14 protein-coding genes are annotated in these 14,998 nt (G+C 65.5%); 1 reads left to right on the top strand and 13 read right to left on the bottom strand.

All coding sequences use genetic code 11. The features are described 5' to 3' along the window. Window positions 1–40: 40 nt before the first annotated feature. The 3 genes from FG486_RS07050 to pepN all read right to left on the bottom strand — a co-directional run bounded on the left by FG486_RS07050 (window position 41) and on the right by pepN (window position 4,888). Window positions 41–1,369, bottom strand: coding sequence for a cystathionine gamma-synthase family protein (locus FG486_RS07050; protein WP_066277973.1), 1,329 nt, complete (start codon window positions 1,367–1,369; stop codon window positions 41–43). A 101-nt stretch (window positions 1,370–1,470) separates the two neighbouring features. Continuing rightward, window positions 1,471–2,238, bottom strand: a complete 768-nt coding sequence (gene pgeF, locus FG486_RS07045; RefSeq protein WP_181267045.1) for a peptidoglycan editing factor PgeF — start codon at window positions 2,236–2,238, stop codon at window positions 1,471–1,473. 19 nt (window positions 2,239–2,257) lie between these two features. Next, window positions 2,258–4,888, bottom strand: a complete 2,631-nt coding sequence (pepN, locus tag FG486_RS07040; protein ID WP_181267044.1) for an aminopeptidase N — start codon at window positions 4,886–4,888, stop codon at window positions 2,258–2,260. A gap of 264 nt (window positions 4,889–5,152) precedes the next feature. On the opposite strand from pepN, the gene FG486_RS07035 reads away from it, so the two are divergent. After that, a complete protein-coding gene (locus FG486_RS07035; RefSeq protein WP_181267043.1) occupies window positions 5,153–5,956 on the top strand; it encodes a Rossmann-fold NAD(P)-binding domain-containing protein in 804 nt (267 codons plus the stop codon). 4 nt (window positions 5,957–5,960) lie between these two features. Here the strand turns inward: FG486_RS07035 and FG486_RS07030 are convergent, their stop codons facing one another. The 10 genes from FG486_RS07030 to acnA form a co-directional block, all read right to left on the bottom strand. After that, window positions 5,961–6,614: a glutathione S-transferase family protein gene (locus FG486_RS07030; RefSeq protein ID WP_181267042.1), complete on the bottom strand. Its 654-nt coding sequence runs from the start codon at window positions 6,612–6,614 to the stop codon at window positions 5,961–5,963. A gap of 132 nt (window positions 6,615–6,746) precedes the next feature. Further along, window positions 6,747–7,400 (bottom strand): ribosome biogenesis GTP-binding protein YihA/YsxC, encoded by a 654-nt coding sequence (gene yihA / locus FG486_RS07025; protein ID WP_082730767.1) that lies wholly within the window; start codon window positions 7,398–7,400, stop codon window positions 6,747–6,749. Then, entirely contained in the window at window positions 7,397–9,160 is a 1,764-nt protein-coding gene (gene yidC / locus FG486_RS07020; RefSeq protein WP_181267041.1) for a membrane protein insertase YidC, read from the bottom strand. The genes yihA and yidC overlap by 4 nt, the downstream gene beginning before the upstream one ends. Window positions 9,161–9,204: 44 nt before the next feature. Continuing rightward, the gene (gene yidD, locus FG486_RS07015; protein WP_181267040.1) at window positions 9,205–9,414 is read right to left on the bottom strand and encodes a membrane protein insertion efficiency factor YidD; all 210 of its coding nucleotides are present in this window, start codon (window positions 9,412–9,414) and stop codon (window positions 9,205–9,207) included. 91 nt (window positions 9,415–9,505) lie between these two features. After that, on the bottom strand, window positions 9,506–9,874 hold the full coding sequence (gene rnpA, locus FG486_RS07010) for a ribonuclease P protein component (RefSeq protein WP_181267039.1): 369 nt from the start codon (window positions 9,872–9,874) through the stop codon (window positions 9,506–9,508). An 89-nt stretch (window positions 9,875–9,963) separates the two neighbouring features. Beyond that, window positions 9,964–10,098, bottom strand: coding sequence for a 50S ribosomal protein L34 (rpmH, locus tag FG486_RS07005; RefSeq protein WP_060977424.1), 135 nt, complete (start codon window positions 10,096–10,098; stop codon window positions 9,964–9,966). A gap of 116 nt (window positions 10,099–10,214) precedes the next feature. Continuing rightward, window positions 10,215–10,769: a VOC family protein gene (locus FG486_RS07000; RefSeq protein WP_181267038.1), complete on the bottom strand. Its 555-nt coding sequence runs from the start codon at window positions 10,767–10,769 to the stop codon at window positions 10,215–10,217. Window position 10,770: 1 nt separating this feature from the next. Beyond that, entirely contained in the window at window positions 10,771–11,415 is a 645-nt protein-coding gene (locus tag FG486_RS06995) for a carboxymuconolactone decarboxylase family protein (RefSeq protein WP_181267037.1), read from the bottom strand. A 40-nt stretch (window positions 11,416–11,455) separates the two neighbouring features. Then, window positions 11,456–12,121 (bottom strand): hypothetical protein, encoded by a 666-nt coding sequence (locus tag FG486_RS06990; RefSeq protein ID WP_181267036.1) that lies wholly within the window; start codon window positions 12,119–12,121, stop codon window positions 11,456–11,458. Then, the gene (gene acnA, locus FG486_RS06985; RefSeq protein ID WP_181267035.1) at window positions 12,118–14,790 is read right to left on the bottom strand and encodes an aconitate hydratase AcnA; all 2,673 of its coding nucleotides are present in this window, start codon (window positions 14,788–14,790) and stop codon (window positions 12,118–12,120) included. The genes FG486_RS06990 and acnA overlap by 4 nt, the downstream gene beginning before the upstream one ends. Between the last annotated feature and the right edge of the window lie 208 nt (window positions 14,791–14,998).

The raw sequence follows: 14,998 nt of genomic DNA, 5'->3' as shown, positions 1-14,998 counted from the left end.
CGGTATCGGCCCCCGGATTCCTCCGGGGGCCATCGGTTGGTCAGACCTGCTCGAGCGCCTGTTCGAAATCGGCGATCAGATCGTCGGGATCCTCCACGCCGATCGAGATGCGCACCAGATTGTCGGTGATGCCGAGCGCCAGTTTGCGCGCATCGGGCACCGAAAGATGCGTCATTGCGGCGGGATGGCTGGCCAGCGTCTCGGTGCCGCCCAGGCTCACCGCCAGCTTGGCGAGACGCAGACTGTCGAGAAAGCGGAAGCTCTCCGCCTCGCCGCCCTTGATGAACAGCGAGAAGGTCGATCCCGCGCCCGAACAGTGGCGATCGAAAATATCCTGCTGGCGCGCATCGTGGATCATGCCGAGATAGCCCAGCCCCTCGACCTTGGGGTGCTGCGCCAGGAAGGCGCAGACCTTGGCGGCATTCTCGCCCGCGCGGGTCATGCGCAGCTCGACCGTTTCGAGCGAGCGCATTAGCATCCAGGCGGTATTGGGGTCGCAGATCGTACCGATGGTGTTGCGCAGCGCGCGCACCGGGTCCATCCACTTCTTGGGTCCGGACAGTCCGCCCGCGACCAGATCGCTGTGCCCGCCGACATATTTGGTGAGGCTATAGACCACGATATCCGCGCCATGGTGCAGCGGCTGCTGCCACAGCGGTCCGAGGAAGGTGTTGTCGATCGCGATCGGCGTCGGCACGGCTTCGTTACCCAGCACGGCATCGCGCGCTTCGGCCACCGCCTCGATATCGACCAGCGCATTGGTCGGGTTGGCGGGGCTTTCGAGATAGATCATCGCCACGCGGCCGCCCTGCTTCGCTGCCATGTCCTTCGCCTTTTCGAGCACCGCGTCGATTTCCGCGCGGGTCGCGCCGGCGGGGAAGTCGAGATAGGTGATGCCGAAGCGCGAGAGAATGCGTGCGATCATCGCCTCGGTCGCGGCATAGAGCGGACCCGAATGCACGATCACGTCATTGTTGCTGCAATAGGCGAGCAGCAGCGTGGCGATCGCGGACATGCCGCTCGAGAACACCAGCGCGTCTTCGGCATCGTCCCAGATGCTCAGCCGGTCTTCGAGGATCTCCTGATTGGGGCCGTTGAAGCGCGAATAGACCAGGCCTTCGGCGCCGCCCGGGCGCTTGCCGGTCAGCCCTTCGAAATGGCGCTTGCCCGCCGCCGCATTCTCGAACGCGAAGGTGCTCGTCAGGAAGATCGGCGCCTTCAGCGAGCCTTCGGACAATACGGGGTCGAAGCCATGGCCCATCATCAGCGTCGCAGGCTTGAGCTTGCGCCCGCCCAGCATCTCGACCTGCGGCTTGGGCTTGCGGCGCGGGGTGGGGGTGGCGATCGGCTTGATCGGGGTGTCGGTCATATGCGGGGTTCCTGCGATTGGGCGGGCTTTTTCCCATCCCTTCCATGCCCTCATCTATGCCCGAGCGTGCAACTGATTACAAAGGAAACCAACCAGGCCGTTCAGGAGGCAAGCCCAATCGCCCCCATCTGCCGCCCGTAATCGGGCTCGCCGCGGTGCGTCGCGCGGCGGAAGCTGAAATAGCCCGCCTCGTCCGAATAGGTATCGACCCCGCTCATATGCACCGTGCCGATGCCGAACGCCGCGAGCCTCGCCGCGATATAGCCTTCCAGATCGAACTGATAATGGTCGGCCCGGCCCTCGCGGAAGAAGCGCTCGTTTTCGGGCGCGGCCTCGCAGAAGCGGCGGAAGAAACCGGCGTCCACCTCATAGCTTTTCTGCTGGATGCACGGGCCGATCGCCGCGACGATATGCTCGCGATGCGCGCCCATGCGCTCCATCGCCGCCACCGTCGCCTCGCCGACCCCGGCAAACGCCCCCTTCCAGCCCGAATGCGCCGCGCCGATGATCTGCGCACGCGTGTCAGCGAACAGGATCGGCGGGCAATCGGCGCCGAGTACGCCGAGCAGCAACCCCGGTCGATCGGTAACCATCGCGTCGGCCTTTGGCCGGTCCTCGACCGGAATGGCGGAATTCACCCGCACCACGTCCGCACTGTGCACCTGGTGCAATGTCACCAGCGTCGATCCGGGCAGGATCGCCTCGGCCGCGCGCCTGCGGTTCTCGCGCACCGCCGCCGGATCGTCATCCGATCCCAGCCCGACATTGAGCCCCGCAACCAGCCCGGTCGAAACCCCGCCGCGCCGCCCGGTAAAGCCGTGCGCGATGCCTTCGAGCGCGGGCGAGGTGAGGATGGGGATGTGCGTCATGCGGGGAGCGTATTGTTCGTTATTCAAGGCTCTTCACCACCTGTTCGGTCACATCCTTGGACAATCCCGGCTGCGCCAGGATCCGCTCGAGGCAGTCGCGCATCTTCGCGGCGCGCGCCTCGTCGAACCGCCGCCAGCGTCCCAGCGGCGCAATGAAGCGCGCGGTGGTCTGCGGGTTCAGCGGATCGAGCTTCAGCACCAGATCGGTCAGCAGCTCGTAGCCGCGCCCGCTCGCCTCATGGAACACCGCCTGGTTCGACACGAACGGCCAGTAGAGCGCGCGCACCCGGTTGGGGTTGGTCAGCGTGAAATCCTTGTGCCGGATGAGCTCGAGCATCTGCTCGTGCACGCGTGGATGCGCCGAGCCGGTCTGCAGCGAGAACCATTTGTCGATGACCAGCGCATTGCCCTGATAGCGGTTGTAGAAGCTGTCGAGCGCGGTTTCGCGCTGGTCTGCCTGCATGCTGGCGAGCACCGCGAGCGCGCCCTGGCGATCGGTCATGTTGTCTGCGCGCGCGAACTGGTCGAAAGCCACCATTGCGGCATCGCCGGCTTCTGCCGAGGCAATGTACCCCAACGCCAGCGACTTGATCTTGCGCGCGCCGCGCGCCTCGCGGCTCAGCGAATAGGGTACGGAAGAGGCGCGCTCGTGCACAATCCGCCACTGGTTCAGCAGCCGCGACCCGATCGCCTTGCGCAGGCTCTTGCGCGCCACATGGATCGCCTCGGGGCGCACGATCAGCATCTGCTCGCCCAGAAACGCTTCTGTCGGCAGGCTCAGGATCTCGGCGCGCATCGAATCGTCGAGCCGCTGGTCGCTGACCAGATCCCCGAACACCGCGATGATCTCGTCGAGCGAGACCGCATGACCCTGCGCCGCACCGGGGCCGTCCATATCGGCAATGTCGGCGATCAGCCGGTCGATGACGAGCTGCTGCAGCGCCTCGTAGCGCGCGAACGGATCGTCATCGTGCCGCACCAGAAAGGGAAGGTCGCCGCTCGCGCGCGCGACATCGAGATTCACCGGCGCGGAAAAGCCGCGATTGATCGACAGCACTGGCGCGCGCGCATAGCCGGTAAAGCTCAGCGCCTGCTCGGCCTCGGTCAGCACCACCAGCATCTCACCGCGATGCGCCTTCATGTCGCGGTCGATCAGGGCGGTGCGCAAGGGGATCGGCATCAGCGGCTTGGCGGGCTGGCCCGGCGTGGGCGTGAAATTCTGCCGCAGGTGTAGCGTAGCGGTGCCGGTGGCGGCATCATGCTCCAGCCGCGCCTGGACCTGCGGCGTGCCCGCCTGTTCGTACCAGCGGCGGAACTGGCCGAGGTCGAGCCCGGCCCCCTCCTCCATCGCGCGCACGAAATCCTCGCAGGTCGCCGCCTCGCCGTCATGCCGCGCGAAGTACAGGTCGCACCCTGCACGGAAACGTTCGGGCCCCGCCATGGTCGCCATCATGCGGATCACCTCCGCGCCCTTGTTATAGACGGTGGAGGTGTAGAAGTTGCTGATCTCCATATAGCTGTCGGGGCGGATCGGGTGCGCGAGCGGCCCTGCATCCTCGGGAAACTGCGCCGCGCGCAGCATCCGCACGTCCTCGATCCGCTTGACCGCTTCGGACCCCATGTCGGCGGAAAAACACTGGTCGCGATAGACGGTGAAACCTTCCTTGAGGCTCAGCTGGAACCAGTCGCGGCAGGTGACGCGGTTGCCCGACCAGTTGTGGAAATATTCGTGCGCGACCACGCCCTCGATCGCGTCATAGTCGTAATCGGTGGCCGTATCCGGATCGGCGAGGATATAGCGCGAATTGAAGATGTTGAGGCCCTTGTTCTCCATCGCCCCCATGTTGAAATCGCTGACCGCGACGATGTTGAACACCGGCAGATCGTATTCGAGGCCGTAGACGCGCTCGTCCCAGGCCATCGAGGCCTTGAGCGCCTGCATCGCATGCGCGGTGCGCCCCTCGTCGCCTGCGCGCACGAAGATGGCGAGATCGACATGCGTCCCGCTCTTCGTCGTGAAGCTGTCGCGCGTCGCAACCAGATCGCCCGCGACGAGCGCGAACAGATAGCTCGGCTTGGGGTGCGGATCGCGCCAGCGGGCATAATGCCGCCCGCCGTCCAGATCGCCCGATTCGACCAGCGCGCCGTTGCTCAGCAGCACCGGAAACCGGCTTTTGTCCGCGCGCAGCAGCACCTCGTAGACCGACATGTTGTCGGGCCGGTCGACGAACGGGATGATGCGGCGAAAGCCTTCGGCCTCGCACTGGGTGCACAGCATGCCGTTCGAGGCGAACAGCCCCATCAGCTGGGTGTTGGTATCGGGCGCGATGCGGGTGCTGAGCGTGACGATCGCGCGTTCACCCTGGACGTCGAAGGCGATTCTACTGCCCTCCTGCCTCCAATTGACCGGCTGGCCATCGACGGCGAGCGTCTGCGGCAGCGCGCCGTCGCAATCGAGCCGCACCGCGCGGTCGTGATCGCCGTTGCGGACAATACCGAGCGTCGCGTGCACCTCGGTCGCCGACAGGTCGAGATCGAATTCAAGGCTGACCGTCTCCACCCGCCAGTCGGGCGGCTGATAATCCGCGCGGTAGATCACCGGGGGTTCGTGGACTGCCGGGCTGGCGGTTGCGGTCTGGATGTCGGCCATGGGCGCGAGTCTAGTGCGGGCGTCCGGCTTTGGCACGAGAAAATCCTCCCCGAGCTTGTCTCGGGGAGGGGGACCGCCGCCCAAGGGGCGGTGGTGGAGGGGCMGCGGGATGACACGGCGGCTCGCCGTATACGCAGACCCGCTGCCCCTCCACCACCCGCTGCGCGGGCGGTCTCCCTCCCCCAGCGAGCTGGGGGAGGATTTGGAGGACCCGCCCCCGGTTAACGACTTGCATCCCCCTCCCCCCTCGCTAGGTTCGCGCGCATGAGCCATCTCTTCATCTTCGGCATGGGCTATTCGGCCTCGCACCTCGCGGCGAGGCTGCGAGCGCAAGGTTGGCAAGTGCGCGGGACGGGGCGCGGGGGCGATATGGATTTCGCCGATTCCGCCTCGGTCCACGCTGCGCTGGCCGAGGCGACGCACGTGCTCTCCAGTGTCCCGCCCGACCGCGCGACCGGGCTCGATCCGGTGCTCACGCATTATGGCGACATCGTGCGGGCCGCGCCCGCCCAGTGGATCGGTTACCTGTCCTCGACCGGCGTCTATGGCGATGCAGGCGGGGCGTGGGTGGATGAAACGTCCGTCGTCGGCACCGGCAGGCGCAATGCGCGCACCGAGGCGGACCTGGTGTGGCAGGCGCTCGATACGCGCGTCCGCGTGCTCCGCCTGCCCGGCATCTATGGCCCCGGCCGCAGCGCGCTCGACCGGGTGCGCGATGGCTCAGCGAAGCGCATCGCGATGCCGGGTCAGGTGTTCAGCCGGGTGCATGTCGAGGATATCGCGGGCGGCGTGATCGCCTCGTTCGATGGGCCTGCGGGCGTGTACAATCTGGGCGACGACCTGCCCTGCTCGCAGAACCGGGTGATCGAGGCGGCGTGCCGGTTGCTGGGCGCGCCGCTGCCGGCGCTGCAATCGCTCGAGGAGGCGAACCTGTCGCCAATGGCCCTGGGCTTCTATGCGGAGAACCGGCGCGTCGCCAATGGCAAGGCAAAGCGGCTGCTCGGCTGGCAGCTCGCCTATCCCGATTACGAGGCGGGGCTGGCCGCGATCCTTCGCGGTGGCGGCTGAGCCTTTAGCGCTCGAACCGCTCGATCACCCAGGGTTCGGCCTTCGCGGCCTCCGCCCAGTCGACCATCCATTCGTGCCCCAGGATCGCCTCGCTATAGGCCTGGGCAAAGCCGGGCAGCGTGATGGCATAGGTCTGAAAGCGGGTGATGACCGGCGCGAACATGATGTCCGCCGCGCTGAAGCTGCCGAACAGGAACGGCCCGCCGCGCCCGAACCGCGCGCGCGCCTCGGCCCAGAGCGAGAGGATGCGCATCACGTCCTGGTGCACTTCGGGGCTGACCTCGAAATCGTCATAGCGCTGGCGCAGGTTCATGCCGCATTCGCGCCGCAGCGGCAGGAAGCCGGCGTGCATTTCTGCCGCCATAGAGCGGGCAAGCGCAGCGGCGACGGGGTCCTTGGGCCAGAAGCGGTCGCGATGGGTGCGATCGGCCAGCCAGTCGATGATGGCGAGCGAATCCCACACCACCGCCTCGCCATCCCACAGCACCGGCACCTTGCCGGCGGAGGGCTGGAATTCGGGCGCCTGCCGCCGCTCGGGCCAGGCCTCGTCGTACAGCGGCACAACCACTTCCTCGAACGGCAGCCCCGATTGCTTGCACGCCAGCCAGCCGCGCAGCGACCAGCTCGAATAGTTCTTGTTGCCAATGTACAGCTTCATATCTGCCCCAATCGATCGGCTGTTCCACACGCTTCGTGTCTTCGCGTCTTCGCGTGAACCCGAATAATTCACGCGAAGACGCGAAGGCGCGAAGCAAAGAAGGAGAATGCGTTCCGGCTGCGCCGGGCCGATTCACTCGCTGATGCTGTCCATCACAAAGCCGCGCAGGTCGTCAATGCCCATCCGCTTTTCGGACGAGGTGATGATCACATCGGGAAAAGCGGCTGGATGCTTGCGCGCTTCGGCGCGAGTCAGGTCGGCGATGCGCTCGAGCTCGCTCGCCTTGATCTTGTCCGCCTTGGTCAGCACGAGGCGATAGCTGACCGCCGCCTCGTCGAGCATCTTCATCACATCGAGATCGACCGGCTTTACCCCATGGCGGCTGTCGATCAGCACCAGCGTGCGCTTGAGCGCCGCGCGGCCGCGCAGATAGTCGTTGATCAGGAAGCGCCACTTCTTGACGACATCCTTGGGGGCCTTGGCAAAGCCATAGCCGGGCATGTCGACCACGCGAAAGCGCGGCGGGTCGCCGATATCGAAGAAGTTCAATTCCTGCGTGCGCCCCGGCGTCACCGAGGTGCGCGCGATCGCCCGCCTGCCCACCAGGGCATTGAGCAGCGAGGACTTGCCGACATTCGACCGGCCCGCAAAGGCGATTTCAGGCACGGTCGGTGGCGGCAGGAATTCGAGCGAGGGCGCGGACTTGAGGAAGGTCACCGAGCCGGAAAACAGCCGGTTCGCTTCCTGCAGCAGCGGGTGGATGATGGGCTGGGCTTCGTCGGTCACGCCTTGCCCTTGCCGTCGGCCTTGGCCGCCTTCTCTGCCGCTTCCTTGGCCGCCAGTTCCTTCAGTTGCGGATGACGGCTGTAGAGCCATTTCTGCTGCGCGATGGTGAGCACGTTCGACATCGCCCAGTAGAGCTGCAGGCCCGCGGCAAACGGCGCCATCACGAACATCAGCACCCAGGGCATGATCGAGAAGACCTGCTGCTGGACCGGGTCCATCGGCGCGGGATTGAGCTTGAACTGCAGCCACATGGTGACGCCCAGGATGATCGGCAGCACGCCGATCGCGATCATGCTGGGCGGATCGAACGGCAGCAGGCCGAACAGGTTGACCGGGGTCAGCGGGTCGGGTGCGGACAGGTCCTTGATCCACAAAGCGAAGGGCTGGTGGCGCATCTCGATCGCGAGCAGCAGCACCTTGTACAGCGCGAAGAAGACCGGGATCTGCAGGAACATGGGCAGACATCCGGCGAGCGGGTTGACCTTTTCCTTGCGGTAAAGCTCCATCATTTCCGTCTGAAGCTTCTGCTTGTCGTCCTTGTAGCGCTCCTGCAGCGCCTTCATCTTGGGCTGCACCGCGCGCATCGCCGCCATCGAGGCGAACTGCTTCTGCGCGATCGGGAACATCAGCCCGCGGATGATGATCGTCAGCAGGATGATCGCGACGCCGAAATTGCCGACCTGCTCGAACAGCCAGTTGAGCAGCTTGAAGATCGGCTTCTCGAACCAGATGAACCAGCCCCAGTCGACCGCGCGGTCGAGCAGCTTGATCCCCTTGGCATCGACATAATCGTCGAGCAGCTCGGTTTCCTTGGCCCCGGCAAACAGCATCGATTTCGTCTGGATCTGCTTGCCCGGCGCGACGACCGTAGTGTCGAACAGCAGCTCGGACTGGTACAGCTTGCCACCCAGCGCGCGGAAATTGCCCGCCATCTTGCCCTTGGTGTCGGGCGCGGGGATCAGCGCAGAGAGCCAGTAGTGGTCGGTAAAGCCGAGCCAATCGATATTGCCGTTATATTCGACCAGCTTTTTCGGGTTCTCGTCGAGATCGTCATAATGCACGTCGAAATCGGCGACATCGTCGAACACGCCGAGCGGCCCGTTGCGCACCGTCCAGGTGCTGGGATCGGCATTGGCGCTGGTGCGGTTGATCAGCCCGAGCGGGCGCACGATCGCGGGCGTCGTGCCCGAATTGACGAAGCGCTGGGTGACGGTGATGAGGTAGTTGGCATCGATGGCGTAGGCGATCTCGAAGCGCTGGCCCGCAGGATTCGTCCAGCTCAGCGTCACCGGCGTCTTCTGCGTCAGCTTGGTGCCATTGGCGGTCCATACGGTCTGGCTGGTGGGGACGGTGACTCCCTCGCCGATCCAGCCGAACTGCGCGAAATACTGATCCTCGGTCCCCGCCGGCGAGAACAGGTGGACCCGGTCCGAATTCTTGTCGAGCTTCTCGCGATAGTCCTTGAGCACCAGGTCATCGAGCCGCGCACCGGTGAGGTTGATCGATCCGGCGACGCGCGGCGCGTCGATGGGGATGCGCGCGCTACCGGCGATCACCGCCTTGCGCTCGCGGATCACCTTGGGCGCGGTGCCGGTATCGGGCACGGCATTGCTGTTCTTGAGGCCGGGACGCGGCGCTTCGACCGCATCCTCGATGGTCGCGGGGCGCGCCGGATAGAAGACTTCCAGCGCATAGGGCCATCCGAACAGAACCAGAGCCATCAAGCCGATGGCCAGGATAACGTTACGCTGATTCTCCACGCTTCAAACCTTCTTCCGGCAATTCATAAGGGGGCGCATATCTGTCAGGGCACTGGATCATGGCCGTGCCCGCCCCATGGGTGACAGCGCAATAGCCGCTTCATCGCCAGCCAGCCACCCTTAATCGCACCGTATTTCGTCAGCGCCTCGATGGCATATTGCGAGCAACTCGGGCTGTAACGGCAGCTGGGCGGCAGCACCCGCGAGGGGCCGAGCTGCCAGGCGCGGGCGATGATGATCAGGATCTGGCGCATTTATGCTCCATGTCCCCTGCCCTCACCCGAAACATGCCGGACATGCCAGCGGCGTTAGACGGACATGCAAGGGCAGACGACCGGCGATGCATCAGCGCCTGCGCGGCTTGGCACGCGGCGGACGGCGGTCGGAGCTCGCCTTGCCTTCGCGCACCCGGGCGAGAGCTCGCTCAAGATCGGCCTTCATCGCTGCAAAATCGCGGGTCAGCGCCTCGGTCCGCCCGATCAGCACATGGTCTGCACCGGCAATCCCGTGTTCGGGCAGCAGCGCGCGCGCGAGTTCGCGAAAGCGCCTCTTTATGCGATTGCGCACCACGGCATTGCCGGTCTTCTTGGTGACGGTATAGCCGATCCGCACCTGCGCGCGCTGGTCCGCGCGCGGCTTGACCAGCAGCACGAAGCCCGGGGTACCGACGCGCAAGCCCCCATTGGCGGCCAGGAAATCGGACCGCTGCCGCATGACAACGGGCGCCCCGGAAGGCTCCGGAGCGCCCGTGCTGTCAGTTTCGGTGCTGTCGTGCGCGCCCGCAATCACGGGCGGCGGCCCGATCAGGCGCTCAGGCGCTTGCGGCCACGGGCACGGCGTGCACGCAGCACGGCGCGGCCACCCGGGGTCGCCATGCGCGAACGGAAACCATGGCGACGCGCGCGCACGAGATTGCTGGGCTGAAATGTGCGCTTCATGCGGCACTCCTGAAATACGGGTTTGAATGATTCGCTGCGGAAACCGGCCGGGCCGTCCCCGCGAAAGCTGGGCGCATAAGGGGCGGGCTGTGGAAAGTCAAGCGCGCGCGGCGCATTCAGGCGCTTCGGGTTTCCGCCTGCGCGCGATCCCTTGCCAGCCATTGCCGCATCGATGCGGGCGGCGGCGAGGGGTTCATCGTCCGCTCGTCCAGCGCGGCGAGCGCTCTTGCCCGGTCCGCCTCGGTGAATGTACCGGTCGTCAGGCAGAATTCGACCATATTGCCATTGGGGTCGCGGGTATAGATCGACCGGCACCAGTTGTGATCGATCTCGAGCACGTCGAGTCCGGCCGCATTCCACTGGTCGCGCCGCGCGTCGAGCTCTTCGGCGCTGTGCACCGCAAAGGCGAAATGGTTGGTGCCCGGCGGCATGTGCGCGGCCTTGTTGAGGTTGAACTCGTGCGCCTCGGCCCCCGGCACCTCGTTCAGTTCCCAGAAGGCGATGAAGCTGCTGTCGTCGCCGTCCATCCGGTAGAAGAAATGCTTGCCCCAGCCGCCGCCCATCATCGGCGCGATCTCGACCTTGACCAGCTCGAACCCGGTGATCCGTTCGTAGAAATCGTGGATCGCGGTCATGTCGCGCGCGGCCATGGCGAGGTGGTGATAGCTCATGTCAGTCCCGTTTCCGCCGGTCGACCATGCCCATGACATCGGCTGTCGCGCCTTCGGGCGCGGGCACCTCGGTCACGGGATCATCGACATCGTCATATTCCAGCCGCAGCGCGCGGCTCATCACGGCATGCATCATATAGGTCGCGGTGACATAGGTCAGTTCGAGAATCTCCTCGTCGGAAAGCTCGGCCTTCAACGCGGCGAACACGCCGTCGGGGACGCGGCCATGCTGGAGCACCAGCGCGTCGGCATAGGCGAGCACCGCGCGCTGCACGGGCGTGAAGCAATCGGCGACCTGCCAGTGCGCGATCGCCTGGACCTGCTCCTCGCTGAGCCCGGCAAAGCGCGCCGCCTTCATGTGCTGAGAATAGACGAAGCGCGATCCCACCGCATAGCCCGCGCGCGTCTGGCCGAGTTCGCGCAACACCGGATCGAGCTTGCGCCGGTCGGAACGGTAGAAGCCGAAGCCCTCGGTCGTGTGGCGGAACGCATCGGGGACCAGCGCGAACACGGTCCACCAGTTGCCCGGCGTGCCCGTCGCGGTACCGGGCTGCTCGACCGGATCGCGGTCCCCGAACAGCGCGGTGTAAAGCTTGCGAGCATAGTCATCCGCAGAATCGCGCGGGACCTGGCGCAGACGCGGCATCAGCGGCTCCTCTGCTGGCGGGCAGAGCGAGCCGCGCCGGTCACTTCATCGCCTCGCAGGCTTCGAGCACCTTCATCGGGTTGCCGAGCGGGCTGATATCGCGCAGCGCCAGCGAGAATTGCCGGATCATCCCGGCTTCATCGGCAATGCCTGCGGCCTTGGCGCGCTCCTCGGTCAGCTTCGCCGCGAGCCTGTCCGCCAGCGCGCCGACGCGCTTGCCGAACGGGCTCTCGCCCGAGTCCTCGAGCTCGCTTTCGGCCATGCCGGCGAGATAGCTGGTCAGCGCAAAGCACTGCATCTCGCGCGTGAACGGATCGGCGGGCAGGGTGACGACGCGCTTCGAGCTGATCAGTGGATAGCGGCTGGCGCATTGCGGCAGCAGGGTCTGCGCATCGGCGGCGAGCGTATCGAGATTGGGCGGGGGAAGGCTGGCCGTCGCCTCGAGCTTTTCCGCAAAGGTTTCGGGCGCCGCTTCTGTCTGCTGACGAGTCAGGTCGAACAGGAACCAGCTCGCCTCGGCCAGGGCCTCGGTCTTGCCGCCGCCGGTCACCACCGCCGCGTAGAAACAGGTGAGACCGGCCTCTTGCGGATCGGTGGCCAGCCTCGCCTGACGGGCGGGCGCCTGGGCGCCCGCCATCGGGGCCGCGCCAAGGGCCATCGCGGCGCTGGCGAGCGCAGCGACGGCCTTGGACACGATCCGGATCATGCCGCGAGCTTGCGCAGCACGTAGTGGAGGATCCCGCCGTTCATGAAATACTCGATCTCGTTGGCGGTATCGATGCGGCACAGCGCGTCAAAGGTGAAGGTGCTGCCATCGGCGCGCGTCACTTCGACCGTCACCTGCTGGCGCGGCTTCAGATCGGCAATGCCCTTGATGGTGAAGCTGTCATCACCGGTCAGGCCCAGGCTCTCGCGCGTATCGCCATTCTGGAACTGCAGCGGCAGCACGCCCATGCCGACCAGGTTGGAACGGTGGATGCGCTCGAAGCTTTCGACGATCACCGCCTTGACGCCGAGCAGGTTGGTGCCCTTGGCCGCCCAGTCGCGCGACGATCCGGTGCCATATTCTTTCCCTGCGATCACCACCAGCGGCGTGCCATCAGCCTTGTGGCGCATGGCAGCGTCGTAGATCGGCATCACTTCCTGGCCATAGCGGCTCATGCCGCCTTCGATCCCCGGCACCATCTCGTTCTTGATGCGGATATTGGCGAAGGTGCCGCGCATCATCACCTCGTGATGGCCGCGGCGCGCGCCATAGCTGTTGAAATCGGCCTTGGCGACCTGATGCTCCATCAGCCACTTGCCCGCCGGGCTGTCGGCCTTGATCGAACCGGCAGGCGAGATGTGGTCGGTGGTGATCGAATCGCCCAGGATCGCGAGCGGCTTGGCCTCGATGATGTCGCCCACCGGCGCAGGCGTCATGCTCATGCCCTCGAAATACGGCGGGTTGGCGACATAGGTCGAACCGGCGCGCCAGCTATAGGTTTCCGATCCCTCGACATTGATCGCCTGCCAGTGCTCGTCGCCCTTGTAGACATTGGCATAGCGCGCCTGGAACATCGAGCGGTCCATGCACGATGCCATGGTGTCGGCGACTTCGAGATTGGTCGGCCAGATGTCCTTGAGGAACACGTCCTGGCCGTTCTTGCCGGTGCCGATCGGGGTGGTGGTGAAATCCTCGATCACCGTGCCCTTGAGCGCGTAAGCCACGACCAGCGGCGGCGAGGCCAGGAAGTTGGCGCGCACGTCGGGCGAGACGCGGCCTTCGAAATTGCGGTTGCCCGAGATGACGGCGGCAGCGACCAGGCCGTTGTCGTTGATCGCCTTGCTGATCGGCTCGGCCAGCGGGCCCGAATTGCCGATACAGGTGGTGCAGCCATAGCCGACCAGGTTGAAGCCGACATTGTCGAGATGCGTCTGTAGCCCGGCCTTGACCAGATAGTCGGTTACCACCTGCGATCCGGGCGCGAGCGAGGTCTTGACCCAGGGCTTGGGCTTGAGGCCCAGCTCATCGGCCTTCTTGGCGACGAGGCCCGCCGCCACCAGGACGCCGGGGTTCGAGGTGTTGGTGCAGCTGGTGATCGCAGCGATCATCACGTCGCCATCGCCGATGTCGAAATCCTTGCCCTCGACCGCGACGCGCTCGTTGGCCTTCTTGTAGGTCTCGGCCATGTCCTTGGCGAAGACATCGTCGACTTCCGTCAGGTCGACGCGGTCCTGCGGGCGCTTGGGGCCGGCGAGCGAGGGAACGACGGTCGACATGTCGAGCTCGAGCGTGCTGGTGAACACCGGGTCGACCGCGTTCGGATCGATCCAGAAGCCCTGCTCCTTGGCATAGGCCTCGACCAATGCGAGCAGCTCCTCGTCGCGGCCGGTGAGGCGCATGTAATCGATGGTCTTGTCGTCAATGCCGAAGAAACCGCAGGTCGCGCCATATTCGGGCGCCATATTGGCAAGCGTCGCACGGTCGGCCAGGCTCAGCGAGGCGAGGCCCGGGCCGTAATATTCGACGAAGCGACCGACCACGCCGTGCTTGCGCAGCATGTTGGTGCAGGTGAGCACCAGGTCGGTCGCGGTGACGCCTTCACGCAGCTGACCGGTCAGCTTGAAGCCGACGACTTCGGGGATCAGCATCGAGACCGGCTGACCGAGCATCGCGGCTTCCGCCTCGATCCCGCCGACGCCCCAGCCGAGCACGCCCAGGCCGTTGATCATCGTGGTGTGGCTGTCGGTGCCGACACAGGTATCGGGATAGGCGACGAGCGCGCCGCTCTCATCGGTGCTGGTCCACACCGCCTGCGCGATATTCTCCAGGTTCACCTGGTGGCAGATGCCAGTGCCGGGAGGGACCGCCTTGAAATTGTCGAGGCTCTTCGATCCCCATTTCAGGAAGTCATAGCGCTCGCCGTTGCGATAATATTCGATCTCGACATTCTGTTCGAACGCCTTGGGGTGGCCGAATTCGTCGACCATCACCGAATGGTCGATGACGAGGTGGACGGGGACCAGCGGATTGATCTTGCTGGTATCGCCGCCGAGCTTGGCGATCGCATCGCGCATGGCCGCCAGATCGACGACGCAGGGCACGCCGGTGAAATCCTGCAGCAGCACGCGCGCGGGGCGATACTGGATTTCCGCGTCGGACGAGGGGTTCTTCTGCCAGTCGACGATCGCCTGGGCGTCAGCGGTGGAGACGGTGAAGCCGCCATCCTCGAAGCGCAGCATGTTCTCAAGCAGCACCTTCATGCTGAACGGCAGGCGCGAGATATCGCCCAGCTTTTCCGCCGCCTTGGCCAGCGAATAATAGGCGATGGTGCGTCCGCCCACTTCCATCGTCGCCCGGGTGCCGAGCGTGTCCTGTCCAACAGCGGTCATGAGGTGTCCCTTCCAGTTATGTATGTCCCAAGGCACCGGAGCGGTGCCCCGCCTATGGCGGTTCGTCACCGACGGGCCGGATGGGGACGCGCGCGACCATTTTTTGTGCGCGGAACCGGCGGGCCGATGCATCAACCGATAAGTCGGCCAAGCCCTTAGCGCAAGGTTCTGCGGGGGGGAAGGGGGTTGGGCGTATTGAAAAACCCAG

Source organism: Blastomonas ursincola, from assembly GCF_013607875.1.
Classification (GTDB): domain Bacteria; phylum Pseudomonadota; class Alphaproteobacteria; order Sphingomonadales; family Sphingomonadaceae; genus Blastomonas; species Blastomonas ursincola.
This window is presented reverse-complemented; position numbering and strand designations above follow the sequence as displayed.